This window comes from Bradyrhizobium sp. Ken51, from assembly GCF_055807435.1.
Map to the genome: position 1 here is coordinate 93,993 of NZ_JBVVPB010000009.1, position 14,490 is coordinate 108,482.

The 14,490-nt window shown below is 59.2% G+C and carries 29 protein-coding genes; 26 read left to right on the top strand and 3 right to left on the bottom strand.

All coding sequences use genetic code 11. From position 1 onward, the window contains the following. Positions 1 to 217: 217 nt before the first annotated feature. From AC0L27_RS17185 to AC0L27_RS17275, 19 genes are all read left to right on the top strand, one after another. A complete protein-coding gene (locus AC0L27_RS17185) occupies positions 218 to 400 on the top strand; it encodes a hypothetical protein (protein WP_473319774.1) in 183 nt (60 codons plus the stop codon). Beyond that, entirely contained in the window at positions 400 to 618 is a 219-nt protein-coding gene (locus AC0L27_RS17190; RefSeq protein ID WP_473319775.1) for a hypothetical protein, read from the top strand. The genes AC0L27_RS17185 and AC0L27_RS17190 overlap by 1 nt, the downstream gene beginning before the upstream one ends. Before the next feature lie 134 nt (positions 619 to 752). Beyond that, on the top strand, positions 753 to 929 hold the full coding sequence (locus AC0L27_RS17195) for a hypothetical protein (protein ID WP_473319777.1): 177 nt from the start codon (positions 753 to 755) through the stop codon (positions 927 to 929). A 1-nt stretch (position 930) separates the two neighbouring features. Beyond that, on the top strand, positions 931 to 1,254 hold the full coding sequence (locus AC0L27_RS17200) for a hypothetical protein (RefSeq protein WP_473319778.1): 324 nt from the start codon (positions 931 to 933) through the stop codon (positions 1,252 to 1,254). Further along, positions 1,251 to 1,445, top strand: a complete 195-nt coding sequence (locus AC0L27_RS17205) for a hypothetical protein (protein WP_473319779.1) — start codon at positions 1,251 to 1,253, stop codon at positions 1,443 to 1,445. Before AC0L27_RS17200 ends, AC0L27_RS17205 begins: the two co-directional genes overlap by 4 nt. Next, the gene (locus AC0L27_RS17210; RefSeq protein ID WP_473319781.1) at positions 1,442 to 1,666 is read left to right on the top strand and encodes a hypothetical protein; all 225 of its coding nucleotides are present in this window, start codon (positions 1,442 to 1,444) and stop codon (positions 1,664 to 1,666) included. Before AC0L27_RS17205 ends, AC0L27_RS17210 begins: the two co-directional genes overlap by 4 nt. 79 nt (positions 1,667 to 1,745) lie before the next feature. Next, a complete protein-coding gene (locus AC0L27_RS17215; RefSeq protein ID WP_473319783.1) occupies positions 1,746 to 1,961 on the top strand; it encodes a hypothetical protein in 216 nt (71 codons plus the stop codon). Then, entirely contained in the window at positions 1,958 to 2,083 is a 126-nt protein-coding gene (locus AC0L27_RS17220; RefSeq protein WP_473319784.1) for a hypothetical protein, read from the top strand. Before AC0L27_RS17215 ends, AC0L27_RS17220 begins: the two co-directional genes overlap by 4 nt. A gap of 169 nt (positions 2,084 to 2,252) precedes the next feature. Continuing rightward, on the top strand, positions 2,253 to 2,630 hold the full coding sequence (locus tag AC0L27_RS17225; protein ID WP_473319786.1) for a DUF1937 family protein: 378 nt from the start codon (positions 2,253 to 2,255) through the stop codon (positions 2,628 to 2,630). A gap of 61 nt (positions 2,631 to 2,691) precedes the next feature. After that, positions 2,692 to 2,946: a hypothetical protein gene (locus AC0L27_RS17230; protein ID WP_473319787.1), complete on the top strand. Its 255-nt coding sequence runs from the start codon at positions 2,692 to 2,694 to the stop codon at positions 2,944 to 2,946. Between the two features lie 199 nt (positions 2,947 to 3,145). Next, a complete protein-coding gene (locus tag AC0L27_RS17235; RefSeq protein ID WP_473319788.1) occupies positions 3,146 to 3,340 on the top strand; it encodes a hypothetical protein in 195 nt (64 codons plus the stop codon). 24 nt (positions 3,341 to 3,364) lie between these two features. After that, positions 3,365 to 3,589, top strand: a complete 225-nt coding sequence (locus tag AC0L27_RS17240) for a hypothetical protein (RefSeq protein ID WP_473319789.1) — start codon at positions 3,365 to 3,367, stop codon at positions 3,587 to 3,589. Continuing rightward, positions 3,586 to 4,143, top strand: a complete 558-nt coding sequence (locus AC0L27_RS17245; protein WP_473319791.1) for a 3'-5' exonuclease — start codon at positions 3,586 to 3,588, stop codon at positions 4,141 to 4,143. Before AC0L27_RS17240 ends, AC0L27_RS17245 begins: the two co-directional genes overlap by 4 nt. Further along, positions 4,140 to 4,319, top strand: a complete 180-nt coding sequence (locus AC0L27_RS17250; protein ID WP_473319792.1) for a hypothetical protein — start codon at positions 4,140 to 4,142, stop codon at positions 4,317 to 4,319. Before AC0L27_RS17245 ends, AC0L27_RS17250 begins: the two co-directional genes overlap by 4 nt. Next, positions 4,309 to 4,500 carry a hypothetical protein gene (locus AC0L27_RS17255; protein WP_473319793.1) on the top strand — a complete coding sequence of 64 codons (192 nt, stop codon included), beginning with the start codon at positions 4,309 to 4,311 and terminating at the stop codon, positions 4,498 to 4,500. Before AC0L27_RS17250 ends, AC0L27_RS17255 begins: the two co-directional genes overlap by 11 nt. 55 nt (positions 4,501 to 4,555) lie before the next feature. Then, entirely contained in the window at positions 4,556 to 5,047 is a 492-nt protein-coding gene (locus AC0L27_RS17260; RefSeq protein ID WP_473319794.1) for a hypothetical protein, read from the top strand. Next, entirely contained in the window at positions 5,044 to 5,391 is a 348-nt protein-coding gene (locus tag AC0L27_RS17265) for a hypothetical protein (protein WP_473319796.1), read from the top strand. Before AC0L27_RS17260 ends, AC0L27_RS17265 begins: the two co-directional genes overlap by 4 nt. Next, complete coding sequence (locus AC0L27_RS17270) at positions 5,392 to 7,755, top strand: hypothetical protein (protein WP_473319797.1); 2,364 nt, start codon at positions 5,392 to 5,394, stop codon at positions 7,753 to 7,755. It abuts the gene before it with no gap. Positions 7,756 to 7,763: 8 nt separating this feature from the next. Then, complete coding sequence (locus tag AC0L27_RS17275; RefSeq protein WP_473319798.1) at positions 7,764 to 9,038, top strand: glycoside hydrolase family 16 protein; 1,275 nt, start codon at positions 7,764 to 7,766, stop codon at positions 9,036 to 9,038. A 4-nt stretch (positions 9,039 to 9,042) separates the two neighbouring features. Here AC0L27_RS17275 and AC0L27_RS17280 read toward each other — a convergent pair whose 3' ends face one another. The 3 genes from AC0L27_RS17280 to AC0L27_RS17290 are packed head-to-tail and all read right to left on the bottom strand — an operon-like array spanning position 9,043 to position 10,331. After that, positions 9,043 to 9,840, bottom strand: coding sequence for a tRNA(His) guanylyltransferase Thg1 family protein (locus AC0L27_RS17280; protein ID WP_473319800.1), 798 nt, complete (start codon positions 9,838 to 9,840; stop codon positions 9,043 to 9,045). A 24-nt stretch (positions 9,841 to 9,864) separates the two neighbouring features. Beyond that, a complete protein-coding gene (locus tag AC0L27_RS17285; RefSeq protein ID WP_473319801.1) occupies positions 9,865 to 10,071 on the bottom strand; it encodes a hypothetical protein in 207 nt (68 codons plus the stop codon). Between the two features lie 23 nt (positions 10,072 to 10,094). Further along, positions 10,095 to 10,331: a hypothetical protein gene (locus AC0L27_RS17290; RefSeq protein WP_473319802.1), complete on the bottom strand. Its 237-nt coding sequence runs from the start codon at positions 10,329 to 10,331 to the stop codon at positions 10,095 to 10,097. 700 nt (positions 10,332 to 11,031) lie between these two features. Between AC0L27_RS17290 and AC0L27_RS17295 the strand changes: the two genes are divergently transcribed. From AC0L27_RS17295 to AC0L27_RS17325, 7 genes are read left to right on the top strand one after another with little or no spacing between them, the layout of a single operon-like run. After that, the gene (locus AC0L27_RS17295) at positions 11,032 to 11,301 is read left to right on the top strand and encodes a hypothetical protein (RefSeq protein ID WP_473319803.1); all 270 of its coding nucleotides are present in this window, start codon (positions 11,032 to 11,034) and stop codon (positions 11,299 to 11,301) included. Beyond that, a complete protein-coding gene (locus AC0L27_RS17300; protein ID WP_473319804.1) occupies positions 11,301 to 11,840 on the top strand; it encodes an HNH endonuclease in 540 nt (179 codons plus the stop codon). Before AC0L27_RS17295 ends, AC0L27_RS17300 begins: the two co-directional genes overlap by 1 nt. Beyond that, on the top strand, positions 11,837 to 13,450 hold the full coding sequence (locus AC0L27_RS17305; RefSeq protein ID WP_473319806.1) for a helicase-related protein: 1,614 nt from the start codon (positions 11,837 to 11,839) through the stop codon (positions 13,448 to 13,450). The genes AC0L27_RS17300 and AC0L27_RS17305 overlap by 4 nt, the downstream gene beginning before the upstream one ends. A gap of 43 nt (positions 13,451 to 13,493) precedes the next feature. Next, positions 13,494 to 13,682 (top strand): hypothetical protein, encoded by a 189-nt coding sequence (locus tag AC0L27_RS17310; RefSeq protein WP_473319807.1) that lies wholly within the window; start codon positions 13,494 to 13,496, stop codon positions 13,680 to 13,682. Beyond that, a complete protein-coding gene (locus AC0L27_RS17315) occupies positions 13,679 to 13,957 on the top strand; it encodes a hypothetical protein (RefSeq protein WP_473319809.1) in 279 nt (92 codons plus the stop codon). The genes AC0L27_RS17310 and AC0L27_RS17315 overlap by 4 nt, the downstream gene beginning before the upstream one ends. After that, complete coding sequence (locus AC0L27_RS17320) at positions 13,954 to 14,181, top strand: hypothetical protein (RefSeq protein WP_473319810.1); 228 nt, start codon at positions 13,954 to 13,956, stop codon at positions 14,179 to 14,181. Before AC0L27_RS17315 ends, AC0L27_RS17320 begins: the two co-directional genes overlap by 4 nt. Before the next feature lie 43 nt (positions 14,182 to 14,224). Next, positions 14,225 to 14,410, top strand: coding sequence for a hypothetical protein (locus AC0L27_RS17325; RefSeq protein WP_473319811.1), 186 nt, complete (start codon positions 14,225 to 14,227; stop codon positions 14,408 to 14,410). Positions 14,411 to 14,490 lie beyond the last annotated feature (80 nt).

Genomic DNA, 14,490 nt, shown 5'->3' on the forward strand with positions numbered 1-14,490 from the left:
CTTATTGTGAGCGTATCGAAACGGAGCGAATGGCAATGACAACCCTTCTCCCTTATCGCGCAGAAGTCCGCGGCCTCCACACTTTCGAAACCGTCAAGCGGGACGTTGAGAGCAACGAAAATCCGCGTGCTCGGGCATTCTTCATGCTGAGTTACTTTCGCCTGACGGACGACGCTCGCGCCTATTTGCAGCAGTACATTTCGAAAGGGACGCAGTCATGAGAGACACCCTCGACTTTGCCGTGATCCTGAAGCACGAGACCGAACGGGCGTATCTCGTCGACATCGGCGAGCCGAACCCGATCTGGCTCCCGAAGTCCGAATGCAAATATCACGACGATGGTAAGGGCGGTATCATCACCCTGCCCTATTGGCTCGCGCGAGAGAAAGGGTTGATCTGATGCCCCTTACCCTTCGGCATATCCGCCTCCTGCACCTCGACGGCCGCCCATGGGCATCGGCCGGGTTCGCCGGCGGCGATCCTGGCGCGGCTTGGGGCTGGGTGTGCGAGACCGTGGCGCTCGAGCACGGGGTCGATGAGGACGACGTGCATTGCGAGGAATCGGACGACGGCGACCTGATCACTGTGCAGGGCGTGGCCGTCTACAAACTTTTCTAATTAATGTTGACAATCAACAAACGGTGTTTACAGTGCGAGACAGGGCGCAGCACCGACCGATGGCATTCGGTCTAGAAGCCCTCAACACGGTGACGGCCGGGACTGTAGGCGCGTTCACCTCCGGAGAATTGCACATGCTCAAGCGCCAGGCTGACTATCAGATGCGGAAGCCGCAGGAACAGCGCTACACGCGGGCTCAGTGGCAGCGGATCAAGCGCGAGCACCACGCGCAGAACCACCGAGTCGCGAGCCTGGCCGGCGGCGGCGCCCGTGAAGTGGCGCGGCGCGCTCGCCAGATCGCGGCTCACTGAGATGCAGTCGATCGCCCTCGAACCCGGAATGCGCGTGCGGTGTGTGGATGCAAAGGGCGCGCTGTTCCTTGACGTGGGGCGCACCTACACCGTTCTATGGAACGCAGGCGACAACATCTTCGTGACCGGCGGAAAGACACAGGCCGGTATGGGTCGATACGCCACGCGCCGTTTCAAGCCGATCATTCGCGTCAAGGCTCCGAGCCGTCGCACCATAGAGGTTCGGCTGTTCGCCTCTCCCGATCCCGATGTTATCGCTGCGATCAAGCGTGAACTGGTGCAGTCCCGTCGACTTGGCCACATTTTCGCGGGCGCGGGTCGATGACCAATTATCCCCGCTTCGTCCGCTGCAAAGACAACACGTTGGTGCGCAACCTGCTCACCGTCGGCGAAGTCTACGAATGTAGCGGCGAGCAGGACCACAACTATTTCGTCGCCGGCAAATGGCTGACCAAAGGCCGGTTCGAGCCCGCGACGTCGGCGGACTGGACGGCGCAGAGGGACGCGCGGACATGAGCGACCTTCAATATACCGGCGACCTGGCCCGCATCGCTGCAATGGTGCAGATCCGCCCGAACATGCAATACACCGCCGCGCTGAACGTCGAACGCGCCCGCAGTTTCATGGAAACGCACCTTGGCTGCACGGCCCGCGAAGTCGCTTACGCGCTCGGCGTGTCCGATGACCGCGCGCGGCGCCTGGTGCGCAGGATCCGAGCCGAATGGGTGGGCAAATGATCAACGCACGGGGATGGGTCGTGGTGGTCCTGTTTACTGCGGTGTCGATCGCCGCCGGTCTGCGATGGGGGTTTTAGACGTGACACCGCAACAGCTCCGCTTTCTGCGCCTGCATCAATCTCGCATCGTCGAGCGCACGCAGGCCATCTTCCAAGGCGCAATGGTGCGCGCGACGTCCGACCGCGGCGAACATGCCACGGTGCGAATCGACGAACTCGAGGGGCTGATCGGGGCGGGTCTCCTGGCGCCGACGCACGGCGCGTTCGCGGTGACGAGCCAAGGGATGGCGCTATGAAGGATATCGGCAAGCACTGCGTTTCGCTGGCGCTCTGCGCCGCTGCGGCCGTGATCGGCTATTCGGGACATGACGGGTGGGGCTGGTGCCTGTTCCTCGTGTTCCTCATTGAGTGCGTTTGATGGCGACGATTGAGAGAATACAGACACGCAACGGCGTGCCGTTCCGGAAGCAGGCGGAGCCAAAACGCTGCACTCAATGCATGGAGCGCTATTGCTCCCGCCCGACCTGCGGGATGTCCGTACCCAATCGCCTCTACGGCGCCACGATCAACCACGAAGGGGAAGCGATATGACGTTGACGCAACTGGCTAACACGCTGCCGATGGGCACGCGGGTTTATGTGGCTGGCAAGATGCGCGGCTTGCCGAACTTCAACCACCAACAATTCCGAGACGCGGCGACGATGCTCCGCCAGCTCGGCTGTATCGTGTTCAATCCGGTCGAGCACACCGAGTCGCTTTACGGCTATGCCGTCTACCTGAACAACCCGGAAGGCGACGAGACAAAGGCCGGGATTGACGGGTGTGTGGTGTTCAAAGCGGATCTGAACTTTATCTGCGATCACGCCGATGTCGTCGCGCTTCTGCCAGGCTGGGAAACGTCCAAGGGCGCCAAGGCCGAAAAGGCCGTCGCGGAAGCACTCGGAAAACGGGTGATTGAACTATAAATTTATGTTGACAATGAACATTGATGCTATACCGTAACCTTGCTCGCAACGGGAGGCATCAATGTTCGATCAGACGCTAATGACATGTCGGTTCTGCAAGGAATCATCGTTCGACACCGATAAGATGGTGAAGTATGGCGTCCGGCACTATGCACATTTCAAGTGCTATCTGGATGCCGGCAAGTCGCTGGATGACCTGCACAGTTGGCAGGTCGGGCAATTTCCCTATCGGCTCTTGAAAGAGCGCGGATTGGCCAGTTTTGCCAAGAATGTCGCCAAGGGCATGGCAACCGCCAAGACACTCGGGCTTCGATGACTTACGCGGCGTTCCGCACCAGTTACAAAAAATATACCTCGCGCCCTCCGGCTAATTGTCGGTCGGCGCGAGAGGCGTGGGACATCCATGCACAAGACGGCCCGATCGTTTGGATGCGACTCCTAGACGGCTATTGGGGAGCTGAACGCCCCGACGGCTCAATTGACGAAATTGAGAATACGTTCGTGCAGGACCGCACATGACGACACCCGACCTCGATCAAATCCACGAGGCCGCCTGTCGCTCCGGCGCGGTCGTCATGGGCACGTCGGACGATTTGGCCGATCTGCATTACCTCATGAACGCGGAACGCCTGGTGCGCTTTGTGGCGCTCCTGACCATGCCGCCCTGCCCCGTGCCGTTGCCGAGCAAACAAAATGCGCACGGCGATTGATTTTATGTTGACAATGAGCATGGCGTGTTTACTGTTGGCGGCATGGCTCAGAACGACGAAACCAAGAAACGGCTCCTGCTCAGCAAGTGGCGCTCAGAGCAGGAATCGGGCCGCGAGAACGAACGCGACGAACAACTCGAGGCCGCTCTAACCGACGTCAAATACTGGCTGCACGACGGGCTCGTGATGCGGCGCCTGGTTTCTGACCCGCGGCAGTTGCTGCGACGAATTGAGGACGTGTTGGGATGACCACTCACATCATGTGCGATCTGGAAACGATTTGTAAGCGTCCCGGCGGCGTGGTCCTGGCCGCAGCGTTCGTTCGCTGTCACGACGAGGCGCATTGCACGCTGAACCTATCGACCCCCGAGCAAACCGCACTCGGGCTCGAACAGGATCCGGAAACGGCCGCATGGTGGCACGATCAGGAAGCCAGGCACCCCGGCGCGTGGGCGGCGGCGACGTCGAACCCGCAATCGCTGTCGGTTGCCCTGCCCTACTTCCTGCAATGGATCAATTGGGCTGCGCCCGATGGCGATTTCCTGCTTTGGTGTCACGGCGCCACATTCGACGGGCCAATTCTTGGCGAGGTGTATCGTAGGGCCGGAATCGAATGCCCATGGACTCGCGACTTTTGGCGCGTTCAGTGCACCCGAACGGCCTTCAACCTCGCCGGCGTGAACCCCAAGGACTACGCCGTGCCGCCGCCGCACATCGCGCTCAACGATGCGTTGGGCCAGGCGCGCGCGCTAGTGGCTAGCTTGGCGATACTGAGCAGGGCGCATCAGGGGGTGGCGGCGTGACGCCCAAAGGCAAGCCGCACCCGTCCGGTCGACCGATCCACCAGCCCAAGGTTGGCGTGCGTTCGATCTGGCGCATTCCGGACACCGAGCCGAACGTGCCGCGCTTGCGTCAGTCCGAACGCGTCGAGGCGATCGGCTTTGTCCATGATTTCAGCGAGCGCGACGATGGCGAATAGTATCTGCTACGCCCGCGCCGAGCGCCACGACCCGCACACGATCCGCTGCGCGGTCTGCCGGATCGCCTGGGATATTGACGACCAGATTGTGCCCGTGTGCCCCAAGTCGGTGCAGCTCGCCCCCGAGCGGCTTCCTTTCGCCAGTGCATTGCCGTTTGTTGACAATTTACATAAACGCTGATACGGTTCGCCGAACGCCCTGAACCCGGCCGGCGCTGCGTCATGTAACGAGTCCAATGCCCGACCCCTTGCACGTTACCGTCGCTGATGGCGACGTTTTGACCGTGACGGCCGCTGCCGGCTCTTATGGAACCGTGTTCGGCCCGCTCGGCCAATGGAACGTCGGCGCCAAATCGCCTTTGCACCTCGGCGCGGGCCATTACCGCATCGAGACCGTCATCGGCACGGTTCGACACGAGATCACCAGCCAGGCTGTGGCCGCGCTCGCCGAGACCCTGCCCCGGGCAACCGAAATCGTTTCCGCTCATGCCAACATCGTAGGTGCCATTGTGCTGTCCGACAAATTCCGCCGGCTCGCCGAGCGCTCCAAGGCTGTCCCTACCAAATTGGGTCAACGTGCTGATCAGATCAGCGCCCGGTGGGATGCCCTCGAGACCGGCGGCGACAAGGCGTTCAGTGGTCACGAATCGCTCTTGGACGACGCAGAGCGCGGTGTGAGCGCCGCAGAGGACGCGCTGAACCAACTCACGAATGGGGGTGGATCTTGAGCTACGATTATTCGACCGGCCGCGTCCGCCTCCGCAATCTCTCCACTCTCGTCAGCCCCGGCGACAATTACACGCTGACCAATGACGACATGGGGTCGGTGTTTCGCAACGATGGCTCGATCAATTACACCATCACCGTTCCCGGCACGTTGATCGGCGGGTTCTCCTGCGGCTTCACAGCGTGGTCAACCGGGACGATCACGCTCGTGGCGTCGGGAACCGCGCTCAATCGCTCCGCCAAGACCGCGCTGTCGACGCAATACGGTTCGGGCTCGGTGATTGTCTGCAAGCAGAACAGCGCCGAGAACGCCGCGGAATTCCTCGTCGGCGGAGACTTCGCGTAAATGGATCAGATCCTCACGCGGCCGTTCAACACTTTCAATGCCCTTGGGAGAGTGGGGACGAGCACACCCGAGGTCATCGGGGGTATCGCCATCGGCGACGCCGGCACGGGTATTCGCTCCGGCCTTAAACTCCTGTGGGGTGACGATTTCAACACCCGGCCGACGACATGGTCAGGTGCGAACACGTCCGGTAAGTATTCATCGAGCCCGCCCCACATCGGCTTTCGGCGAGAGAACGCGGCTGGCGCCGACGTCGCAATCTATATTGAGCCCGGCTATCGAGGCCCGCGGAACACGTCGCCAACTGATCTCGGGTTCGACGCCGCTTCCGTTGCATCAAGCATTCTGAGTGTCGCGATCCAGCCCATCCCGGTGGGCCTTTCAGCATATCTCCCGACCACCTATACGCAGGGCGGCGGCGACGGCAGCAGCAAGCCGCAACTGATCTCGACGGCCATAAGGACGTGGCCGACGTTCATGTACAGCGCTTCCGGCGACTTCATGATCGAGTGCAAGGTTCGCCTTCCTTCCGGTGTCGCCTCGGGCTTCTGGTCCGGCTTTTGGGGAACTGCGCTTAACTGGCCCGATTACGGCGAGGTCGATGTCCTGGAGACGTTGAAAACCTCCTTGGCTAGTGCAGTCGGCAGCACGGCTGTTCTGCATGTCTCAGACACCGATGCCGGCGCAGATGTCGGGACGGCGCTCGCCTCTTCCGGTTCTATTTCGACCTCGCGTTATACGACGATGGCAATCAAGAAGGTCGGGACCACTCTAACGGTCTACGACGACGTCGCCGTTGAAGGGACAATGGCCCTCAAGGGAACGTACACGAATGCGCGCGTGGGGCGTCTCCGTGGCGCTCACGACATTCGAGTTGACAACATGGTCAATCCCGGCTGGGACGGGTCGGCTTTCAGTGCCGCGGACTGGCCGAAGACGGTCGAGTGGGATTGGATTCGTTGTTGGGGTCCAAGTGCCGCCGCCGCCAATACCTCTATGAACGTCATATCCTCTGTCAACACCACGGCAGGCGGGTCATGGGCTTCCTCGATCCCGACAGATTCGTCCTTGTTCGGCGGCACATCTCCCGACTTGGTCGAGGTCTACGCGGCTTTCGACAACGAAGACACGCCCGGAATGCCGACGCGGGCCAACCGGCTGCCCGGTGGCATGACCGTGGACATGACGGGCCGCACCACCTCGGGCACGGTGCCGGCAACTGAGGGCGGGCGCGTCGGTCTTCTGTTCTTGGGTTCGTTCACCGCTGGCGGCCCTGTCCGGAGGGCAATTCGGTATTTCAACGTTGCCCCTGTCGCTCTCGGCACGGTTTGGAGTGACTTCACTGCAAGCGGCGGTGACGTGGTGTCAAAGACTATTGCTTACACCGATTTCCATTCCGGCAACCTAGGCCCGCATACCTACACCGCAACAAAGACAGTTGGCGGCACCGATTACACGATCACGGGTAACGGCACGGGAACTCTGACAATCTCGGGGACGGCCTCGACGAACGAGACATCGACCTTTTCGATTGTGTGCACCAACGCGATCGGCCAGACCACCACCGTCACAAAAACGATTTCCTACTCGGCGATCTTCAACCCGGCGACGTGGGCCAGTGCCATCGAGTGGTGGGACTCGACCGATAACACGACGGTATTTTCTGATGCCGCCGCAACAACCCAAGCGGTTGTGGGCACCGACAAGGTCAGGGGATGGGTTGGTAAGAAGCTCGGCGCCAATCTGGCCAATAGCACCAGCACCACGACCAGCCCTGCCTATCAGACTGACGGTATCAACAGCAAGAAGGTCGCTAAATTCACGCGCGCCAACGTCACCCGGTTGACGACGACCGACGCTACTGTTGTCGCGCTGGCGAACGGTAACGACAAGACGCACTCCGTTCTGATGGCTGTCAGGCGCGGCACCAATGCCGTCTCTGTCACTCCGGCCTCTTATTCCAGGCTGACGACGCAGAACGACTTCATGCGCTATCTGTTCAGCGGTGGTGACGCTGTGGGCTGTGCTCGTTCGATCAACGGCACGACCACGAACGCCTTATCGGCGAACACAATCGCGACCACGGACGTGTGGAACATTGTCCTATTCCACTTCAACGGAACGACGCTCGACGTCCGAATGAACGGGACGCTGATCGCAAGCGCAGTTGCGTGTGACACGAACGCTCTAACGCTTGGTCAGTTCTCGGTCGGCGCTCTGTTCACCGCTGCCTCGGCGGCGTGGGACACTACGACGGCATTCGATGGCGCAATCGGAGAGGTGATCCTGATTGCGGGCGGCGTGTCACTTGCGGACAGCACATTGTTGTCGGCGGAATCATACCTCGCCACGAAGTGGCAGTAGGATAACCCATGACCAATTATATTGCGACGATCACGCCAATTGACGATATTGTTTTAAGCCAAAGGATCAGTACGAAAGCCACAATTGCAGCGGCCGACGCTGCAAGCGTTGGGACGTACTATGTGGCGTTCATGCTTCACAAGCAGGACGCGAACGGCGCCTGGGCGAGCGTGATGGACTATATGCTCCCGACGCCGCAGGCGATCACGCAGGAGCCAAAGACGTTCTTTGGCCCGACGTACACGCCTCCCACCTTGGGCAAATATCGCCTCTTAATGTCCGTGCGGACCACCAGCAACTACGCCTGGCAGACTGTTGCTCAAGTCGGCGAGGAGTGGAGCGTCGCCGACATTCCCTCTGTCAACGGCTTCAAATACTATGTTCCGGTCTACAAGCCGCCTGCTGAGGTGGGAATCGTGCCGCTCGTTAAGCAGTATGATGGATCGTATTTGCCTAGCACGGGCAACTGGCAGCCCATCCCGGACATGAGCATCGTTGACAGTTCCGTGCTCGACACCACGAAATGGCGGCGGAAGTTATGGGCCAAGTACGGCGGCTTTTCCGACCACCTCAATGATGAACTCCAGCGCTACGTTGACAGCGGGGTGGATTATCAAAACGGTCGGCTGCTTCTGACTGCGACTCCCCGTCCGGGGACTTCAGGCCATGCTCCGAGCCCGAACGGCGACCCATATCCGCTGTTCGATAGTGGCATGGTGAGATCCGTCGCAACCTCTCAGTATTTCTTCAGCCACCTTCAAATCGTTTTGCCGAAGGAAAGGGGCGTATGGCCGGCTTGGTGGATTATTCCAGGCGACGGTGCGATCGACCCGAATCCAGAAATGGATATGCTCGAATTCGTCTACAACGGGGCGAACGAAACGGCGAACATGATTCACACAAATTGCAGTGCAAATAAGTCGCTGCTCTGGAGCGACGCAAGTTATAACAAACAGTTCGGTTTCTTAAAGCCGGACCCGACATTCTATGATGCGGATTACTGGGTTAATCGCCCGGTCGATATCTGCATTCTCTGGAGCGACGACAGCACAATGACGCTGTACCATGACGGCAATCCGACCGCTAAGTGGTACTTCCCTTGGTTTTTCCAAGGGGGAGTGGCTGTCCCGGCGACCATGATGCTGAATTTTGCGATCGGCGGAAACTGGCCCACGGGAGCATGGACGCTGCCGGTCCCGAGTGGACCTGTGACCACGACGGTCAACTTCCTCAAGACCTATACGAAGATCGCGAGCAAGTACGGGCCGCCGTCGCCTGTGTAATGTCTCAGGGAGAGCGGGGGAGTGCCCCGTCAAAGATCACATCGACGCGGTTGGCAACCCGGTTGAATGGCGGCATATCGACCACACGCATCTCGTTCCGCATGACGGGGCCGGTGGGCCGATGCTTCTCGGGGATGCGCTCTAGTTCCTCAGCCGTCAACGGCCGCTCGACGGTGAAGCGTCGGATGAATGAGCCGCGTCGGAAGGCTGCCGGGAACGCTTCGAAGTTGACGTCGATTTCCTTCAGCATCGCCAGCATGGCCTTCTGATCCTGGCCGTGTAGCTTCCTGTGTGAAAACTTGCTCTGCGCAACCATGCTGATGGCGTTCTTGCGGGCGTCCATAGCGCGCCACAGGAAGGCGTTGGCGGCCTCTTCCTTGGATGGTAGCTGGAACACCCGGCAATCAAAATGGGGCATCCTGTCCTCGTAGCTGGGCGGGCAGACGCGGGCAAACTTGGCGGCGGCCATAGAGGCCAGCACGCTCGCCATCTTCTGTACCTTCCCCGAAAAGAACACGTCAGATTCCGGGCTGTCAGCCAGCCATACAAGGCTGATCTCGTCGGACTGCGTGTAGCCAATCCGCGCATGCGTTTCGTGGACAAGGTGCTTTGTGGTCTCGACCATGGCGGCGGTCATCCTGCCGTCGAAGGGCCTCTCCATGCCTCGGGTGAACCGCGAGAACGACCGGCCGTCAATGCGGGCATAGATCGGCAGCGTCGCGTCAAACTTGCGCGCCGTCTCTGCGGCCTCGTAAGCCTTCATCCGGTTGCCGAACTCGTCGGTATCTTTAAGCCGGCTCATAGGGTGTCTCGCGTTGATTGCCCATCACTTAGGTGGTGCGGCGTAGTCGTCCGCAACCTCGGCAAACCGGCCGTCTTCCATCTCATGAACCGGCCTCACCCATAGCTTTCCGCTGTATGGGTCTTTGTAGATTGCAACAACGTCGTAGTCGATGAGCGGCCGGTCGCACTGGATGTTTGCGTGCCCGACTATCTCATAGACCGTGCCGCGCTTCTTGTGGACTATTCGCATTTTGCCTCCTCAGAGTTGTTCGCTTATGATCTGTGGTGTGATGGATCGATGATGCGCGGAGGGTTTTTCTCGCGTTCAGCTACGCAAGACTGAGCTTCCGCTTCTGTCTTGAAGTGGCCTTGACAGCGATTGTAGCCGCCAAACTCCCGCCGCCACACCCAATAATCACGGCCATCGAATTCAATGCAATAACTGCCCAGACTGCTAACGTGAATAAGTAGCCAGATCGCAGCGGCGCAAAGTACCAACAGAAAAATCATCAGTTTCCCTTCCTGCTCAACTGCGCTTATGTGCCCGTATAGTCCAAGTTGATAATCTGGTCGCATTTACGCACCAAAGGCATTCTGAGGCGCTGGCGCCAACAGAGCCACTCGAACACATGGAACGAGTGCGACGGGCTTTCCTTTCGCCAGCATGCCTCGGCCACAGCAATATAGGTTCGGCACTCGCCCTCGAAGACGACCCAATCTTCTCTTTTCACTTCAGTGCTCCCTGTCTAATCGGGACGCGCTTATGAACGTGCCAAGCACCCCCGCAGTGCAATTCGCAGCCTTCCTCGTCCCTGATCCAATCTTTTGTTTCTTGTTCCGTCCACTTCGAGCCGATCACGTAGCCGCAGGCGCGGCATATGCGTTCTTCTTCTCCGTATTTGCGGAATAGATGTCCCCAAAGGTTCACTTCATCGCTCCTCGGTCACGACTGCGGTATTGACCCCACCCTACCCCGCAAATTCGAACCGTGCAACACATTTATGTTGACAATGAACATTCATGTTGTATCGTCGCGGAATGAAACACACATATGAACGCCTTCTGACCCTGCTCCTGACCGCCGGCCTGCCCTGGCAAGAGGCTGACCGCCTTGCGCGGGAGTGCGCCCGATGAAGTGGCTAGTTCTCGCGGCCGTTGAAATCGGTCTTTGCGCCGCGCTGGCGCACGCAGCATTCGGGGACTTGGTGTCATGGTAACGCTGTATCGCTCCCCGAGCATCATTGTCGACGAGCACGAGTGGCATTTGCACACTCGCGTCGACTACGGTCATGTGACCACCGTCTATTATTTCAGGCCGTTGTCGCGTGTGCGGTACCGGTGGATGCCGATCACGTCTTGGAAAGGGCACAAGCCAAAGAACCTGCGTCGGGTGTTCCAAGCCCATATCCGGCACGCAAAAGCGGCGGAGGATAACCACAGGCGCCGCGACGAAATCGTTAGCAAGCGGCTTGCTGCGTGATGTTGAGTGTCGAGCAAGTCCATAAGTTCATTGATTACAACCCCGAAACGGGTGTGTTCGTTTGGCGAGCCCGCGAGGTACGATCGCGTTTTGATAAGATTTGGAATACCCAGAATGCCGGCAATATCGCAGGATGCAACGCGCACCACGGCTATCGGTCGATTACGATTTACGGCCATCGGTACTATGCTCACCGTCTTGCTTATTTTTACATGACCGGTGAGATGCCGAAGGGCATTGACCACAAGGACGGCGACACCACCAACAATCGTTTTAAGAATCTGCGACCTGCTACGCAGTGTGAGAATCGGGCCAACTCTGCGCGCTCGACGGCCAATAAGAGCGGCTACAAGGGCGTTAGTTTCAATCGCAGTGCAGGCAAGTGGCAGGCGTTCTTGGGTGTCAAAACAAAACCGGTGTTTCTCGGCCTGCACGAAACTTCGATACAAGCCGCGATCGCTTATGACCGGGCCGCGGCGAAACACTTTGGTCAGTTCGCGCGGCTCAATTTCCCACCCTGCCCTGTGCCCCTGTCATGATCGCGCTCCGTCCCAATCAAATCGACGCGGCGGACGCGGTCGAGAACGCTTATCGCCTCGGTATGATGCGCCCTCTGGTCGATTCGTGTGTCGGTTCCGGCAAATCGTTGACCATGGCAGAGTTAGCCCGGCGCGCGTGGCTGCGCGGGGAACGAACCATCATCCTCGCTCACACACGGGAGTTGGTCGAACAAAACGCAGAGGCTTGCCGGAAGCTTGGTTTGCAGGTCGGCGTCAACGCGGCGTCCCTCGGCGAACGAACCTGGCGCGCTCCTGTGATCAGTGCCAGCATTCAAAGCGTCTACAAAAATGCGCCAGCGTTCGGTCCAGTAGCCAATATTTTCACGGACGAAGCGCATTTGATCCCGCCGAGCGACAACGGCATGTATCGTGAATTCCGACGGGGCTTTCCCGGCGCCCGGTTCCCCGGGTTCTCCGGCACCGTATATCGTTTACAAGGTGGTTCGCTGGTCGAGGGCGAAGCCGCACAATTTGAAAAGGTCGTTTACACCTATTCCATTGTTGACGGCATCCGTGATGGCTATCTCGTTCCCGCCTTCACCGCACCAGCCGACGACAAAATCGACGTTTCTAAACTGCGCGTTCGCCAAGGCGAGTATACCGGCGAATCGCAGGACGCGCAGATGATTGCGCAAATTGATAACCATATCTGTCAACTGATCCAGCACCGTGACACTCGGCGCGGATGGTTGATTTTCGAGGCTTCCGTGAAGGCCGCTAGGCTGATGACTGAACGCCTGAACCAGTGGGGCATTCGCGCCGGCTTGGTCATTGGCGAGATGTCCGACGCGGAGCGGACGCGTAACATTCAGGCTTTTCGTAACGGTCAATTGCAGGCCCTCGTCAACAAGGACGTCTGCACTGTGGGGTTCGATGTTCAGCACGTCGACCTCTTGGCAATGAGGTTTAAGACGAAGTCTCTCGGCAAATATGTGCAGGTCATCGGCCGTCTGTTGCGTACAATTGGCGGCAATATCGAATCAAGCATCGCTGCCGGCAAGGCTGACGGCCTCCTGTTTGATTGGGGTGGCAACGTGGATGATTTGGGACCGTTAGACTTTCTGCGCCCCAAAATGACCATTGCGAGGCTCGTCTCCTGCGAAGCATGCGGCAAGCGCAACGGGTCGGCCGCGGTCAAATGCTGGAACTGCGACGAGCCAATCCACAAACTCTGCCCGGCCTGCCTGGTCAACATTCCCAAGGGCACGCTCGATTGCCCTGAGTGCGGACATGACATGCGGATTGGCGGCCTCGAGGGCGCGGCGCCCAAGGCTGCGAAACTTTTCGAAACGCCATCTGGCGCGGCGCTGATCGCGGCGTTCCGCCCTGTCTCGGAGAAGGCCGGCGGCTGGATCCCTATTCGCAAGAGTTGGGAACAGGACGGGCGCGCGATCGTCGCGGATCAGAACGGCGACCGATGGGAACTGCCGGAAGCGCTGGCGGCCCACGCTGTCGACGCGCGGTGGGTCCGTGGCGAGGCTGGCGCGGTCGCCGGACTGTTGAAGCCGAACGGCGCGTCGCGAACTACCGTTTTGCAGATTACGGCGGAAGGCGCGGTGTTACCGGTGCCGATGCCGCCGGCGATATAAACTTTATGTTGACAATGTGCATTGACTGGATAAGGTTTCAAACATGAAACGCTTTCTGATTTTCGTCTATGACACGTATTACCCTTCCGGTGGGTGGGGTGATTTGCACATGCAAGTCGATTCGCTCGACGAGGCGAAGTCGATTGCAAGGGAACAGGACAAGAAGGGTCTGAACGTCGATGTGATCGATACTCAGACCGGAGACGGAGAGGAAGTGGACTGGCGCAAATGAACCCCACCGTTTCCAAAATCCTCGCCCGCGCCGACAAGGGCCAGGCCGTTGCCGATATCGCGACCGCGCTCGAGGTCTCCGCCGGCTACGTCTATTCGGTCTTGCGGAGCGAGCGACCCGATCGCGCAAGGAAGGCGCACAAGACGCGTTCGGACAAACCGCGCATGATCGTCGGGCTGCACAAGCAGAAAATCAAACCGGCGCGGATCGCTGTGGTGCTCGGCGTGTCACGGGCGTATACCTACAGCGAGTTGAAAAAGGCGGGTCGGATATGAACCTTTCAGAATTAATACAACTGTGCATCGACATAAAGAAGGGCGACAAGGAATTCGCTCTGTTCAGTCTGCATGACGGAACGTGGCGCGCGGAAATTGGGAACACTTGTTCGCATGTGATGCTCGGCGAATCGGAAGGTGAATTTCGTGGCGAAGGCACGACCCCCGAAGGCGCCGTGGCGGAATTGATTTCGAACGTCAATGGCAATGTGCGCCACGAGTGATTTTTATGTTGACTTTCAACATTCCGTTTGCCATCCTGCGCCCATGGCAAAGCAGCAAGACGACCACTACACCAAGACCGGCGCCCGCGCCCTGGCCGACCGCATCATTCAATTCTGGCACGCCCGCGGCTTCCGGGGCGTCCGCGCGGAGCCGTTCAAAATCCCCGGCTTCGATATGTATGGCGTCCGGTCGAATCTGACCGAGGGATTGCCGAGTACCCGCCGGTAGTGTTGACAATTTACATTGGATGATGTAAATACGCCTCACATTGGCGCCGGGATGGCGTCCCATACCGGTACGTGCGGGAG